Here is a 13770-nt window from a genome sequence, read left to right as displayed (position 1 = left end):
TGAGCTTACCCATACGCAAACTCTTATCCCGAAAGTTTGACATTAACTTGCAGATCCGGGCAGGTCTCCTGGCTCGCTTTTTTCAGAGTTGGCCTTCCCATTCTAAACGAACAGTGGCTTTGAAGTAACTCTGCACCTTTGTCAGGCTAAGCATACAGTTGCGGGAACAGCTCCGGATTCATCCTGAATGACTATACCGGATTCCCTTTTAATTCGCCGCTGTGATAACAGCTTTGAAACCAAAATCTGAGACAAAAATAAACAAAGCGATGGCTTGGCCAACTAAAAAATAAATAATCTTAATTTTGTCAGGAATTCATTTATTCTTCATGAGACCACGAATTGGTGTTTACTATTTTAGGATCCTGTTCTTTATTTGCGGGCTGTCATTTGTAACGGGTTGCCGGGAGACCCCTTCACAATCTTCCCCTTCCACCCCAACAGGTACGGCAACGGGATTTAGTATCCACAAAGTTTCCCCGAACCTTACAGAGGTAGTGGTTCATACCCCCTGGCCCGATGCCAGGACTCCTTTCAGGTATGCATTTCTGGATCGGGAGGCAGCTGCCAGAACCACCCTGGACCGCGATGCCTATGATGCGATCATTCTAACCCCGGTAGCGTCGATTATTGCGACTTCCACCACTCATATTCCGGCCCTGGAAGCACTTGGGGAATTAAACACACTGAAGGGATTTCCGGATACCCGGTATATTTCTTCTCCCAAGGCCAGGACCATGATTGCAAAGGGCCATATCAAGGATGTTGGAGTTAACGAGGCGATGAACACCGAAAGTGTACTCGAATTACATCCGGAGCTCATCATTGGTTTTAGCATAAACGACCAGAACGCCTCCTACGATGTACTGGAAAGAGCAGGTATTCCCATTGTCTATAACGGGGATTGGGTGGAGCGTCACCCGCTTGGCAAGGCAGAGTGGATCCGCTTTTTTGGTGTGCTTTTCCAGAAAGAGGAACTTGCAGACAGCATCTACCACCAAATTGCCGGAGCATATGAAAGTGCCAGATCGCTGGCGTCAAAAGCTGGCAGTCGCCCTACGGTTCTGAGCGGGGCCATGTACCGGGATGTATGGTACTTGCCGGCAGGAGAAAGCTGGGCGGCACAATTTATTAAGGATGCCAACGGCGAGTATTTATGGAACGATACAAGGGGTACAGGAAGCCTGAGTCTTAGTTTTGAAAGTGTACTGGCCAAAGCTGCCGAAGCTGATATCTGGTTGGGCGCCGCTCAATTCACTGCTTACGACCAGCTGCTAGGTTCAAATAAGCACTATCAAAAGTTCAAGGCCTTTAACGAGCGAAAGATTTTCACCATCAGTAAAACCACCGGGGAAGAAGGTGGGGTTCTGTTTTACGAACTGGCCCCGAACAGGCCCGATATCGTCCTTAAAGATATGATCCATATTTTGCACCCTGAACTGTTACCTGATCACGATCCGGTATTCTATAAACCATTGGACCCATTTGAAAAATAACACTTCATACCCGATATACTTCGCTATACTTTCTATGCTGTTCCTGGGAGCACTAACCCTTAATGTAAGCCTGGGGTCTGTGCATATTCCTTTTGAAAATATCCTCTCGATCCTCAGCGGGGGAGCAACCGATAATCCCACCCAGGAATACATCATAACCCAATACCGGCTTCCTAAGGCCCTTACCGCCATCCTTGTAGGTGCGGCCCTGTCACTTAGCGGACTCATCATGCAAACCTTTTTCCGAAACCCCCTGGCCGGCCCCTTTGTTTTGGGGATCAGTTCCGGAGCCAGCCTTGGGGTAGCGCTGCTGCTTTTAGGCGGGAGTGTAATCGGGGGAATAAGCGCGGTTACCTCCGGGGCCAGTCTTGCAATCGCGGCAAGCACCGGTAGCTTCCTTGTCCTGCTCTCCATCATGGTGGTAGCAACCCGGGTGAGAGACACCATGGCGCTGCTCATCATCGGGCTGATGTTTGGCAGCATTACCTCTGCCACGGTAAGTGTTTTATCGTATTTCGCAAGAATGGAAAGCCTTCAGCAATACATTTTCTGGTCATTCGGAAGCATGGGCGACCTGAGTTGGGAGGAACTGAGAATATTCATCATTATCATTTCCATTGGGATTATAATGAGTATCATAGCCATCAAATCCTTAAATACCCTGCTTTTGGGGGAGAATTACGCCAAAAGTCTTGGAATGAATGTTACGAGAATCCGGTATGCACTCATATTTATTACCAGTATTCTCGCCGGGAGTGTCACTGCTTTTGCCGGTCCCATTGCCTTTATCGGACTTGCGGTCCCGCACCTTACCCGGCAGGTTTTCAGGACGCCCAATCACCGAATCCTGGTACCTGCAGTTTTACTTTGCGGCGCCATTCTCATGCTAATTTGTGATACCCTTGCGCAATTGCCAGGGTATGCATTTTCCCTTCCTGTAAATGCAATCACCTCTATTGTTGGAGCCCCTGTTGTGATCTGGCTCCTGGTACGCAAAAAACGAATGATGTTTTAATATCTTTGACAAAAGATTAATGATCCGGTTATGAAACAAGGCACCTTCCCTGTACTAAAAACCCAGGAATTACAACTGGGTTACCAGTCTAAAAAAGGAACCGCAGTGGTGTCAGGTCTTGTTGATTTCGAGCTGAACACGGGGGAACTCGTTGCGGTTATCGGACCTAACGGGGTGGGCAAATCCACCTTATTAAGAACCCTGGCCGGAGTACAATCTCCTCTTTCAGGAACCATCTTACTCAACCAGAAGAAACTGAATTCCCTCTCTGCAAAAGCACTTGCATCGCACCTGAGCATCGTGCTTACAGAAAAGATACCAGCCGGTAACCTGACCGCCAGTGAACTGATCGCTCTTGGCAGACAGCCCTATACCAACTGGATCGGCACCCTCTCGGACAACGATCTCACCGTGATCTCCGATGTTATCAAAAGCCTTGATCTGGAATCCATAAAAGACAAGTCCTGTTATGAGATGAGTGACGGGCAACTACAACGGGTCATGATCGGAAGGGCCCTGGCACAGGACACAGAGCTCATTATCCTGGACGAGCCCACCAGTCATCTGGACATTTACCATAAGGCTTCCATTTTCAAATTGCTTCGAACCATAGCCCACGAAACCTCCAAAGCCATCTTATTCTCTTCCCATGAAATCGACCTCGCCATACAGCTTTGCGATAAAATTCTGGTCATGCAACAAGATCATTGCGACTTTGGAGACCCATGTACGCTTATCGAAAAAGGCAGTTTCAAATCGCTATTCCCTTCAGACCTGATCACCTTTGATACCCAAACCGGAAGTTTCAGGATCCAAAAGTGATCACCCGGGATTCAGGGCTGGGAAGGAATGGTCTGGTTCACCTGCCCCGCATTTTCCCTGATGAGCAGGTCATACAAAAATGCGCTGATCTCGTCGGTAAGGGCATAGCCTTTGTTCGCCCATTCATGTCCCCCGCCTTCGGCAGTGATAAATACGTATGGCGTATTATGTTCTTTTAGCTCCTCTGCAATGGAAGCAGATCCATCCAGGGAAAGATAACCGGGGGCATCCTCTCCGCAATAATGATGGGGAGCGGTGTGATAAGGCACCAATTTATCGTCTGTTCCATGCACAAGAAATGCGGGTACCGAATGCACTTTATCAATCTCTACCTCGCTGATCAAAGCACCCGCGAAGGAGATCACCGCAGCTATACTGTTGTGGTTATCCATTATGTCCTTGAACGATTCATGATTCCCCGCATAGGCCGCATGCAGAATAGCCTCCGCACCGGCAGAACTTCCTGCAAGGATCACCTTCTCAGGATCAAAATTAAACTCCTTTGAAAATTTCAACAGGTAATCCAGGGCCTCATCGATGTTCACCACAGCCTGCCTGAAAGTTTCCCGCTTTTCTCCTGCCGGACAGTTGCAACCAAAACCTTCCTTTTTACCCTTCCTGCTGAGATGGTATTCCATGGAAGCCACTACATATCCCCTGCCGGCAAGATCCATCGCAAATGCCGTTTCCAGTTCGCCATTGCGTTTCCCGGTGTAAAACCCACCCCCATGTACCAGCAACACCAAAGGGGATTTGTGCACCGACCGCGAACCGGGGGCGTAATAAATATCGGTCTTGAGCGTATCTGCATAGGTCATGGTTAACCTGTTGATATTATTGTAAACAGGGTCTTTCAGAATTTTCTGAGCAGAGAGCAGATGTCCGCAAAATAAGGTGAGGATAAAAAGAAGAACAGATCGCATAAGGTTTCACATTAAGAGATTCATTTTAAAAATAAGAAGACATCTGTTAAGAACGTCATAAGGGTTTCGTTCGTATTAAAATAATACAAATAATACTATCTTTATCCCCATACCACGAAATGGTATCTTCTATTTTTAATCCTCAAATTGTCAGACTCATGAATGAGACGCTTCTTTTGATCATTGTCAGTGCCATTACCCTGATCCTCGGATTCTTCCTTGGCAATTATATACAGCGATTGAAATACCAAAGCCTCAAAAGTGCTTCAGAAGCAAGAGAACAGGAGTTCAGAAATCAACTGGAGGATCTTAAAAAGAATTTCCACAATGAAAGAGAGCAAAATGAAACACTTCGATCGGAAAAGGAGAACTATGCGGTAAGACTCTCTCGCAGGGAGGCCGATATGGACAATCTCCTGCGCAAACACGAAGAGCAAAAAGATGAATTAAATCAGTTACAGGAGAAATTCAATAAAGAGTTCCAGGTACTGGCGAACAAAATCCTGGAAGAGAAGTCACAGAAATTTACCACACAGAACCAGGAAAACCTGAAAAATATTTTAGAACCCTTACAGGAAAAGATCAAGCATTTTGAGAAAAAAGTGGAAGAGAGCAATGAGAAAAGCCTTATGCGTCATTCCTCCCTTACAGAGCAGCTTAAAAACCTGAGGGAATTAAACGAGAAGATCACCAGGGAGGCCTCGAATCTTACCCGCGCCCTCAAGGGAGACACCAAGATGCAGGGTAACTGGGGAGAGCTGGTACTGGAAAGGGTACTTGAAAAATCGGGTTTACAGAAAGACAGTGAATACTTTGTGCAGAACAGTTTTACCAAAGAAGACGGAAAGCGTGTTATGCCGGATGTGATCATCAATCTTCCCGACAACAAAAAGATGATCATTGACTCCAAGGTATCTCTGGTAGCCTATGAGCGTTATGTAAACGCCGAAAATGAGGAAGAGCAGGCTGTATTGCTAAAAGAACACATCAACGCCATTAACAGGCATGTGGAACAATTATCTGCCAAGAGCTATCATCAGATCTACGAGATGGAAAGCCCGGATTTTGTATTGCTGTTCATTCCACTGGAACCGGCCTTTGCCTTGGCCAGTGCTCACAATCCGCAACTTTATAACAGCGCTTTCGAAAAGAATATCGTTATCGTTACCCCCACAACCCTTTTAGCTACCCTGCGCACCATAGACAGCATGTGGCAAAATGACAAGCAACACAAGTACGCCATAGACATTGCCACGCATGCCGGCCGACTTTACGACCAGTTTAAAGGATTGCTGGACGATCTGGAAAAAGTAGGGAAACAGCTCCAGACGGTACAGAATACCTATTCCTCTTCTATGACGAAACTTACCGGGAAAGGCAATTTGCTGACCCGGGTAGAGAAACTAAAAAAGCTGGGCGCGAAGGCCAGCAAACAGATCGATGAGAAATGGCTGAAAAGAGCCAGTGAAGAACAACTGGAGGAGATTGAAAGTGGGGAGTAGAGTGAAGAGTGGAGAGTGGAGAATAGTAAGTGGTTTGACTTCGCGAAGTTTACAGAGCATACGGTAGCGATCTCTCCTTTAAAGGTACGAAGGTACTGAGGTATTAAGTATGGGTAAACGGAACCTCCTTGCGAATTTCATCTTGAGAGAAGCGGCGGTGTCATCGGTTGAAATTATATGGGTACGGGATCATTATCAATGGTGAATGATGAATTATGAATGATGGATGATAGATTGTACTGCTCATCACTCACAACCCTGCAACCTGATAATCTTTTCCTCTCTATATTACAACCTCCTCTTTCCAAACTTACCTTGCAACACCTTGTTGGCAGAGATCACCTTTATGAGATAGTTACCTGGTTTAAGTATGGAAATGTCGATATCCCTGTTCGGATCGAAAGGGTTTTCAATCAGCGTAATTCCGTTAAGGTCCTGGATGATCACCTTTGTAAATCCCAGGTCTTCCTCAAGATTTAGTCTCAGAAACCTGGAAGAGGGCAGGATCATTAATTCAGAAGATTTAAGTTTCTCGGGTTTTACAGGTTTCCACATCAGCGTACCTTCCGTATCCTTATCTTTTTGGGTATCGTGCTGGGACCAACCCGGGGTAAATAACAAACCGAGTGCGAGTATAAGTAAAAATCTTGCCATGCTTTTCTCTTAAAGTTAAACACAACTATACAACTACCTGCTAATCAATGCATTAAATTAGTTGTGACGCAAAAAAAAGCGGAGAAGAACGATATGTTCCTCTCCGCTGTGCTTATATAGTATCTATTGCAATTACTTGCTCAGGTACATGCTTCTTCTGTGGTACAGCTCATAGAATGCATCATCCTTAAGGCTGTCAATAAACAGGATACTCTCTCCGGTACTCTTCATTTCCGGGCCAAGGTTCTTATTCACCTTCGGGAATTTATTAAAAGAGAATACTGGCTGTTTGATCGCATACCCTTCCAACTGCGGATTAAAAGTAAAGTCTTTTACTTTGTTATGGCCGAGCATCACCTTGGTCGCATAATTTACATAGGGCTCCTTATACGCTTTAGCAATGAAAGGAACGGTTCTCGAGGCTCTTGGGTTTGCCTCAATGATAAATACTTTATCATCTTTAATGGCAAACTGGATATTGATAAGCCCTACGGTATTCAGTGCCAGGGCGATCTTTTTCGTATGGTCCTTGATCTGCTCAAGGATCAGATCTCCCAGGTTAAACGGAGGCAGGGTAGCATTCGAGTCGCCCGAGTGGATACCACAGGGTTCAATATGCTCCATGATTCCGATGATGTATACATCTTCCCCATCGCAGATCGCATCAGCCTCGGCTTCAATAGCCCCGTCCAGGTAATGGTCCAGCAGCAGTTTGTTGTTTGGAATCTTTCGGAGCAGGTCTACCACGTGCTCTTCCAGTTCTTCCTTATTGATCACGATCTTCATCCCTTGCCCTCCCAGTACATAGGACGGACGCACCAAGATCGGGAAGTCGAGCTCATCGGCCAGCTCAAGTGCTTCTTCTGCTGTTTCTGCGACCCCGAATTCAGGATAAGGGATGTTGTTCTCTTTAAGCAGTTTGGAGAAGCTACCCCTGTCTTCTGCCAGATCCAGGGATTCAAAACTTGTTCCTATGATCTTAATACCGTACTTATCCAGTTTTTCCGCAAGCTTAAGGGCTGTTTGTCCCCCTAGCTGAACGATGACGCCTTCCGGCTGCTCATGCTGGATGATATCATAGATATGCTCCCAGAATACCGGCTCGAAATAAAGCTTATCTGCCGTATCAAAATCTGTGGATACCGTTTCCGGGTTACAGTTGATCATGATGGTCTCATAACCGCACTCGGCTGCTGCCAGCACCCCGTGCACACAGCTGTAATCAAATTCAATTCCCTGTCCGATCCGGTTAGGTCCTGACCCGAGTACCACAATTTTCTTCTTTTCAGTAACCACACTCTCATTGGCAGAGATCTGGGTTCCGTCTGCGGTTTCCATCACATCCTCAAAGGTGGAATAGTAGTACGGGGTTACCGCCTGAAATTCTGCAGCACAGGTGTCCACGAGCTTGTAAACTCTTTTTACCCCCAGCTCTTCCCGCTTTTTATATACCTCACTCTCCCAGCATCCAAGCATATGTGCGATCTGACGATCTCCATATCCTTTTTGCTTGGCTTCCAGAAGCAGGTCTTTCTGAATGGTTTCTATGTTATAAGTAGAGATCTCCTTTTCCAGGTGATACAGCTCTTCGTATTGCTTGAGGAACCACATATCGATCTTGGTGATCTCGTGAATTCTGCTTAGCGGGATCCCCATCTGGATGGCGTCATAGATCACAAAGACCCTGTCCCAGCTCGCATGGGTAAGCTTGCTAATGATCACATCGTAATCTTTATAGCCTTTCCCGTCTGCTCCCAAACCGTTGCGTTTGATCTCGAGGGATTGGGTGGCTTTATGCAGGGCTTCCTGGAAAGAACGCCCGATACCCATCACTTCCCCTACACTCTTCATCGCAAGTCCAAGTTCGCGGTCGGCCCCCTCGAATTTATCGAAGTTCCAGCGCGGGATCTTTACGATCACGTAATCCAGGGTAGGCTCAAAAAGGGCTGAAGTAGACTTGGTGATCTGGTTATCCAGTTCGTCAAGGGTATACCCCATGGCCAGCTTGGTGGCGATCTTTGCGATTGGATACCCGGTAGCTTTTGATGCCAGGGCCGAAGAACGGGAAACCCTTGGGTTGATCTCAATGGCTATGATCTCCTCCTTCTCATCGGGACTCACAGCAAACTGCACATTACATCCTCCAGCAAAATCTCCGATACTGCGCATCATTTTGATGGCCATATCCCTCATTTTCTGGAAGGTCCTGTCTGAAAGTGTCATTGCCGGTGCTACCGTAATGGAATCTCCGGTATGGATCCCCATAGGGTCCATATTTTCGATGGTACAGATAATAACCACGTTATCATTCTTGTCCCTGAGCAATTCCAGCTCGTATTCCTTCCATCCCATCATCGCCTTATCGATCATCACCTCATGGATAGGTGATATTTCTAGACCGCGGCTCAAATGCTCATCAAAATCTTCCTTCTTATAAACGATGGATGCCCCGGCTCCACCAAGGGTGTAGGAGGCACGGATTACCAGCGGAAAACCAAATTTCTGAGCGATCTCTTTTCCTTTCAGGAAGGAAGTAGCTGTGGCCTGCGGTGCCATCGGCACACCGATCTTGGTCATCAGTTCGCGGAATTGCTCGCGGTCTTCCGTAATATTGATAGCATCAATATCCACCCCGATGAGTTCGACTCCGTATTCTTCCCAAATTCCCTTTTCGTCAGCCTCAATAGCCAGGTTTAATGCCGTTTGCCCACCCATGGTAGGAAGTACTGCATCAATGTTCGGGTGTTTCTTAAGTATCTCAATGATCGATTTAGTGGTAAGCGGCTTCAGGTACACATGATCGGCCATAGAGGGGTCGGTCATGATCGTAGCAGGGTTGCTGTTGATAAGCACGGTTTCTATCCCGTCTTCCCGCAGAGATCTGAGCGATTGAGAACCTGAATAATCGAATTCACAGGCCTGACCAATTACGATGGGTCCTGACCCGATAATTAAGATGCATTTTAAGTCGTTTCTTTTCGGCATTTTTATTCTTTATAATGAAGGGTATTGATGATACAAGAGGGCAAAAAAAAGGTGCTACCGATAAAAGTAACACCTAATATTTTTATATTCCTAAAAACATTATTTTTTATGTCTTGGTTCTGAGGAAACAGATAATTTCTTCCTTCCTTTAGCTCTTCTGCTAGCAAGCACCTTTCTACCATTAGCAGTAGCCATACGCTGTCTGAAACCGTGCTTATTCTTCCTTTTTCTTTTTGAGGGCTGAAACGTTCTTTTCATTTTAAAATATCTTTATCTACTTGGTAAATCTATAACTAAGGCGTTGTAATTTGCTTCACAAAATCGCGGGGCAAATATACAAAGAGTTTTCACTTTGGCAAATAAGCTGTGAAAAATATTTTTCATTGTTTTTATTACCTTTGCCCAGCAATTCAAAACACCTGTAATGTTCAACAAAAATATAAAAATTATTCTGGCTGTAGTGGTTTTTGCCCTTGCAGTATATCAATTTGTAGAAGGAGAAATTGGAAATGGCATTTTCCTGGTACTGCTGTCCCTGATCTTTGTCTTCCTTTATTTCCGAAACGAGATGATCCTGATGGCCTTTCTAAGGATGAGGAAACAGGATTTTGAAGGCACTAAGAAATGGTTGACCAAGATCAAAAACCCTGAGGCGGCCCTGACCACCAAACAACAGGGGTATTACAACTACCTGCACGGGATCATGTCGTCTCAGACCAATCTGACCGAAGCCGAGAAGTACTTCAAAAAAGCACTGAAGCTGGGGCTTACTATGGATTATGACGTTGCCATGGCTAAATTGAGCCTGGCCGGTATCGCCATGCAGAAAAGGAGAAAACGAGAGGCTACCACCCTGCTAAATGAAGCCAAGAAACTTGACAAGCAGAACATGCTGAAGGATCAGATCAAGATGATGCAACAGCAAATGAAGCGGATTTAAAAGGTACGGGGGTAAGGAGGTACAGAGGTACGTAGGTACGCAGGTACGTAGGTATAGAGGTACGGAGGTACGGAGGTACGGAGTAATTATTACGCTATGCATTACCTGAAAATAAGTAAACCGTGGACATACTGATCACCCGAAAATCCAAACAGAACAGCATAAGAAAGAGCCGGAGGAGATCCGGCTTTTTTATTGAAAAAGGTTTAACCCAGGTAAATCAGAAGAGGTAAGGATTGAAGAGTCGTGAAAACCTGAGCTACGTACCCTCGTAACTTATAACAACGGTGCCCAAAGGCGACAAAAAGATTCTTTGATTTTTTGTTTCAGCGGGCGATCATACCATGTTTCCGGATCCAGGCGTTTACTTTCCTGAAGGTCATTAAAAAAGCTGTTTTCCATCTTCGCTGCTATTTTTTCATCATAGATGAGAGCATTGATCTCAAAATTGATATTAAAGCTCCGGTAATCGATATTGGAGGTTCCCACGGTAGAAAACACCCCGTCAACGACCATCGTCTTGGCATGAATAACTCCTTTCTGATAGAGATAGACCTCAATGCCTGCCCTCAGCATACGTTCTATATAGGAGAAACTCGCATATTTAGCGGCCCAGGAGTCACTTTGACCCGGGATGAGTACCTTGACCTCTACCCCGCTTCTTGCAGCCGCTACAAGGGACATCATGATCTCGTCGTTCGGAATAAAATAAGGGGTGGTCAGGTAGAGGTATTTCTCGGCAGAATTAATAGCAACGAACATGGCTTCCATAATCCGTGCCCAATCGGTATCCGGACCGGAGAGTACCATTTGCACCGGGGTTTCTGTTTTGACCTCGGAGGGGAGGAACCATTCATCTTTTATTTGTACATCCTCCTCGCTCACAAAATCCCAGTTCAGCATAAAAAACAGCTGGAGCACCCCAACAGACTCTCCCTCGATACGCAGGTGGGTATCGCGCCAGTAGCGTTTTCCATGGGCATTTACATATTCATCTCCCACGTTGATCCCGCCAACGTACCCGAACTTTCCGTCGATAACGGCTATCTTTCTGTGGTTCCGGTAATTGAGTTTACTGGCAAATCGCGGAAAATAAACCGGCAGGAAAGGATAGAACTCCACCCCGGCCCTTTTTAATTTTTGCCGGCCTTCATTGCTGATACTACTGGCCACGTAATCGTAATTGATCCGGATATCGACACCCTGATCTGCCTTTTGGCACAAGAGGTCTACGAGCTCGGTTCCGATCGTGTCATCGCGAAAGATATAATACTCCAGGTGGATGGAACTTTTTGCGGCCCGAATATCTTCAAAAAGGCGTTTAAATTTCTCTTCCCCGTTGATGAGGATTTCCACCTTATTGTGAAGGGTGAGGGGCGATTTCTCATTGTCCCGCATAAGCCGTACCAACTTCTCCTTATTCTCAACCGACCGGTCTTTTAAAAGGTTTACCTGGTTTTCATCCAGAACAAGAGACTGCTGCCACTTTTGAATATTGGTCTGGTTCAGCACATTCTTCTTTCGGAATATCCTGGACCTGCGGTATTCCTGGCCAAAGAATACGTAAAACAGTAAGCCTACAAAGGGCACGAGCACCAGGGCCAGCACATAGGAAAGGGTTCTGTTGGGATTGGTATTGCGAAGGGCTATAGTAAAAGCTGCTCCCAGGGCCAGAATGTAATTGAGCCCTATGAGCAGCTTCCATAAATTTTCAGAAATAAAATCCCACATTTACTTTGATTGCGGATAATATCCCTCTTCGGGGATCTCGATATAATATTGCTTCCTGGATTTATTATTCAGGTGGGCTTCACGCAACCATGGGTTGTGAATCTTCAGGATCTTATAATTGATGTTGAAGCTTTTCGCGAAATCTGCAAAGTCAGTGACTGCGGTATCAACAGGGAGTTTCCTGGTTGGAATGTTTTGATAGAGATCGTCCTGGTCAAATTTAAATCCATATTTGTCCGGATCAGACAGGATCTCTTTAAGGGCGAGGATACGGAAAACATAACGCCCTGTTTCCTCTCCGAGCAAAACATCGTAATAGCTTTCCACCTTCTGACGCTCCAACTGCTTGTGCATCCCGTACTGACCTGCGTTGTATGCTGCTGCAGCCATGGTCCATGACCCGAAACGCTCTTTCGATTTTTTAAGGTATTCACAGGCGGCGAGGGTCGCTTTTTCCAGGTGATATCTCTCGTCTACGTTATCGTTAACTTCAAGGCCATATTCGCGGGCTGTCCCCTGTAGGATCTGCCAGAATCCGCGTGCCCCTGCAGGAGAAACGGCATTGGTAAGTCCACTCTCGATCACAGCCAGGTATTTAAAATCATCCGGCACGCCCTGCTCTTTTAAAATAGGTTCGATCACCGGAAAATATTTATTCGCGCGCTTGATTATCAATAAGGCATTGGACTGCCAGTAGGTATTCACAAGCAATTCACGATCGAGACGCTCCAGTACATCGGGATCTTCCAGTGGCACATCTTCTCCCGCGAAATTGATCTTCTCCGGAATGTCCAGTGCTTTCACTTCGTAAGGATCGGTAATCATTCCCTTTTCCGCAACAGGCCTTTCCACCTTTGCAGTTGCTCCATCCGCCTGGACCGCATTAATAAAAACAGCGGCCAGTACCGCCACACCACCAGCAAATAAATAGTTCTTCATGTTCTTCATCATTACATTACATAAGTTTGGTTAAATATACAAAATCGGGGATTACTTGCCTGAAATTAATTCCGGCAAATGTTCGTTAAACCACTTGAACCGATTAATGATCATAATATGGGTGCCACCCTTGATCCAGATACAATCTTTAATGCGATCTGCCGGGAATACGGGATCCCGGTCGCCCTGTATATGGATGGTCCCGGGAATGGGTTTTTCCTGCTCCCAGTTAACGACCTGGTCTATGGCCCAGTCCAGGTAGCGCTTATCTCTTACCGACAAATAGCGCTCGTAAAGCTTTAAGCGCTTTACTACGGATTCTCCAAAGGCATATTTCGCCAGGACTTCCACATTATTGACCAGGGAGGTGGGCAGGAGTTTATGCAAATAGGTCTTTCTAGCCACCCGCATGGAATAGGGCAATTCATCCCGGCATTTTACACTGGAGATCACAATGAGCTTACGCACCGGGATTAATTTTGACATTTCCTGCACGAGTATACCCCCGAAGGACACGCCCATAAGCACGGGATTCTTATGTTTCACCTCCTTACACATGCGTTGCGCATAATGCACCAGGGTTTCCTTCTCCCGCGGAAGCTTCCAGTGCAACCAGATCACCTCATACCTGTCTTCCGGCAGTTTAACGTGTTCAAAAATGGATGGATTGGCCGCCATACCCGGCATCATATAGACTGGGATCAGAGATTTCCCTGAGGCAGATTCAGGCATTGTAATCTAAGGGTTTAGCTTATTTTTCGTA

Annotated in this window: 12 protein-coding genes and 1 riboswitch; of the genes, 5 read left to right on the top strand and 7 right to left on the bottom strand. The window is 46.1% G+C overall.

What is annotated here, in order from left to right; genetic code table 11:
• Positions 1-41: 41 nt before the first annotated feature.
• Positions 42-259: riboswitch (cobalamin riboswitch) on the bottom strand.
• A 70-nt stretch (positions 260-329) separates the two neighbouring features.
• From K7R11_RS12120 to K7R11_RS12110, 3 genes are read left to right on the top strand one after another with little or no spacing between them, the layout of a single operon-like run.
• Positions 330-1496 carry an ABC transporter substrate-binding protein gene (locus tag K7R11_RS12120; RefSeq protein WP_224491007.1) on the top strand — a complete coding sequence of 389 codons (1167 nt, stop codon included), beginning with the start codon at positions 330-332 and terminating at the stop codon, positions 1494-1496.
• On the top strand, positions 1486-2511 hold the full coding sequence (locus K7R11_RS12115; RefSeq protein ID WP_224491006.1) for an iron ABC transporter permease: 1026 nt from the start codon (positions 1486-1488) through the stop codon (positions 2509-2511). The genes K7R11_RS12120 and K7R11_RS12115 overlap by 11 nt, the downstream gene beginning before the upstream one ends.
• Before the next feature lie 30 nt (positions 2512-2541).
• Entirely contained in the window at positions 2542-3333 is a 792-nt protein-coding gene (locus K7R11_RS12110) for an ABC transporter ATP-binding protein (RefSeq protein WP_224491005.1), read from the top strand.
• An 11-nt stretch (positions 3334-3344) separates the two neighbouring features.
• Here K7R11_RS12110 and K7R11_RS12105 read toward each other — a convergent pair whose 3' ends face one another.
• Complete coding sequence (locus K7R11_RS12105) at positions 3345-4256, bottom strand: alpha/beta hydrolase (protein ID WP_224491004.1); 912 nt, start codon at positions 4254-4256, stop codon at positions 3345-3347.
• Positions 4257-4414: 158 nt separating this feature from the next.
• Here K7R11_RS12105 and K7R11_RS12100 point away from each other — a divergent pair, with 158 nt between their 5' ends.
• Complete coding sequence (locus tag K7R11_RS12100) at positions 4415-5758, top strand: DNA recombination protein RmuC (protein WP_224491003.1); 1344 nt, start codon at positions 4415-4417, stop codon at positions 5756-5758.
• A 288-nt stretch (positions 5759-6046) separates the two neighbouring features.
• On the opposite strand, the gene K7R11_RS12095 is transcribed toward K7R11_RS12100, so the two are convergent.
• From K7R11_RS12095 to rpmH, 3 genes are all read right to left on the bottom strand, one after another.
• Entirely contained in the window at positions 6047-6412 is a 366-nt protein-coding gene (locus K7R11_RS12095; RefSeq protein WP_224491002.1) for a T9SS type A sorting domain-containing protein, read from the bottom strand.
• Positions 6413-6544: 132 nt separating this feature from the next.
• Complete coding sequence (carB, locus tag K7R11_RS12090; RefSeq protein WP_224491001.1) at positions 6545-9397, bottom strand: carbamoyl-phosphate synthase large subunit; 2853 nt, start codon at positions 9395-9397, stop codon at positions 6545-6547.
• A gap of 99 nt (positions 9398-9496) precedes the next feature.
• Positions 9497-9655, bottom strand: a complete 159-nt coding sequence (rpmH, locus tag K7R11_RS12085; protein WP_224491000.1) for a 50S ribosomal protein L34 — start codon at positions 9653-9655, stop codon at positions 9497-9499.
• Between the two features lie 166 nt (positions 9656-9821).
• Here rpmH and K7R11_RS12080 point away from each other — a divergent pair, with 166 nt between their 5' ends.
• On the top strand, positions 9822-10337 hold the full coding sequence (locus tag K7R11_RS12080; RefSeq protein WP_224490999.1) for a DUF2892 domain-containing protein: 516 nt from the start codon (positions 9822-9824) through the stop codon (positions 10335-10337).
• A 276-nt stretch (positions 10338-10613) separates the two neighbouring features.
• Here K7R11_RS12080 and cls read toward each other — a convergent pair whose 3' ends face one another.
• From cls to K7R11_RS12065, 3 genes are read right to left on the bottom strand one after another with little or no spacing between them, the layout of a single operon-like run.
• Positions 10614-12068 (bottom strand): cardiolipin synthase, encoded by a 1455-nt coding sequence (gene cls / locus K7R11_RS12075; protein WP_224490998.1) that lies wholly within the window; start codon positions 12066-12068, stop codon positions 10614-10616.
• Positions 12069-13016: a lytic transglycosylase domain-containing protein gene (locus K7R11_RS12070; protein WP_224491203.1), complete on the bottom strand. Its 948-nt coding sequence runs from the start codon at positions 13014-13016 to the stop codon at positions 12069-12071.
• A 42-nt stretch (positions 13017-13058) separates the two neighbouring features.
• A complete protein-coding gene (locus K7R11_RS12065; protein ID WP_224490997.1) occupies positions 13059-13739 on the bottom strand; it encodes an alpha/beta fold hydrolase in 681 nt (226 codons plus the stop codon).
• Positions 13740-13770 lie beyond the last annotated feature (31 nt).

Source organism: Robertkochia flava (assembly GCF_020166515.1).
In the GTDB taxonomy this organism is placed as follows: Bacteria; Bacteroidota; Bacteroidia; order Flavobacteriales; family Flavobacteriaceae; genus Robertkochia; species Robertkochia flava.
The sequence above is the reverse complement of the archived record's forward strand: the minus strand, read 5'-3'. Positions and strand labels throughout refer to the sequence as shown.

What these genes read in the sequence shown, in the direction of transcription:
- K7R11_RS12120 (WP_224491007.1), top strand. Translation starts at nt 330, where the DNA reads ATGAGACCACGAATTGGTGTTTACTATTTTAGGATCCTGTTCTTTATT.
- K7R11_RS12110 (WP_224491005.1), top strand. Translation starts at nt 2,542, where the DNA reads ATGAAACAAGGCACCTTCCCTGTACTAAAAACCCAGGAATTACAACTG.
- K7R11_RS12105 (WP_224491004.1), bottom strand. Translation starts at nt 4,256, where the DNA reads ATGCGATCTGTTCTTCTTTTTATCCTCACCTTATTTTGCGGACATCTG.
- K7R11_RS12100 (WP_224491003.1), top strand. Translation starts at nt 4,415, where the DNA reads ATGAATGAGACGCTTCTTTTGATCATTGTCAGTGCCATTACCCTGATC.
- K7R11_RS12095 (WP_224491002.1), bottom strand. Translation starts at nt 6,412, where the DNA reads ATGGCAAGATTTTTACTTATACTCGCACTCGGTTTGTTATTTACCCCG.
- carB (WP_224491001.1), bottom strand. Translation starts at nt 9,397, where the DNA reads ATGCCGAAAAGAAACGACTTAAAATGCATCTTAATTATCGGGTCAGGA.
- rpmH (WP_224491000.1), bottom strand. Translation starts at nt 9,655, where the DNA reads ATGAAAAGAACGTTTCAGCCCTCAAAAAGAAAAAGGAAGAATAAGCAC.
- K7R11_RS12080 (WP_224490999.1), top strand. Translation starts at nt 9,822, where the DNA reads ATGTTCAACAAAAATATAAAAATTATTCTGGCTGTAGTGGTTTTTGCC.
- cls (WP_224490998.1), bottom strand. Translation starts at nt 12,068, where the DNA reads ATGTGGGATTTTATTTCTGAAAATTTATGGAAGCTGCTCATAGGGCTC.
- K7R11_RS12070 (WP_224491203.1), bottom strand. Translation starts at nt 13,016, where the DNA reads ATGAAGAACATGAAGAACTATTTATTTGCTGGTGGTGTGGCGGTACTG.
- K7R11_RS12065 (WP_224490997.1), bottom strand. Translation starts at nt 13,739, where the DNA reads ATGCCTGAATCTGCCTCAGGGAAATCTCTGATCCCAGTCTATATGATG.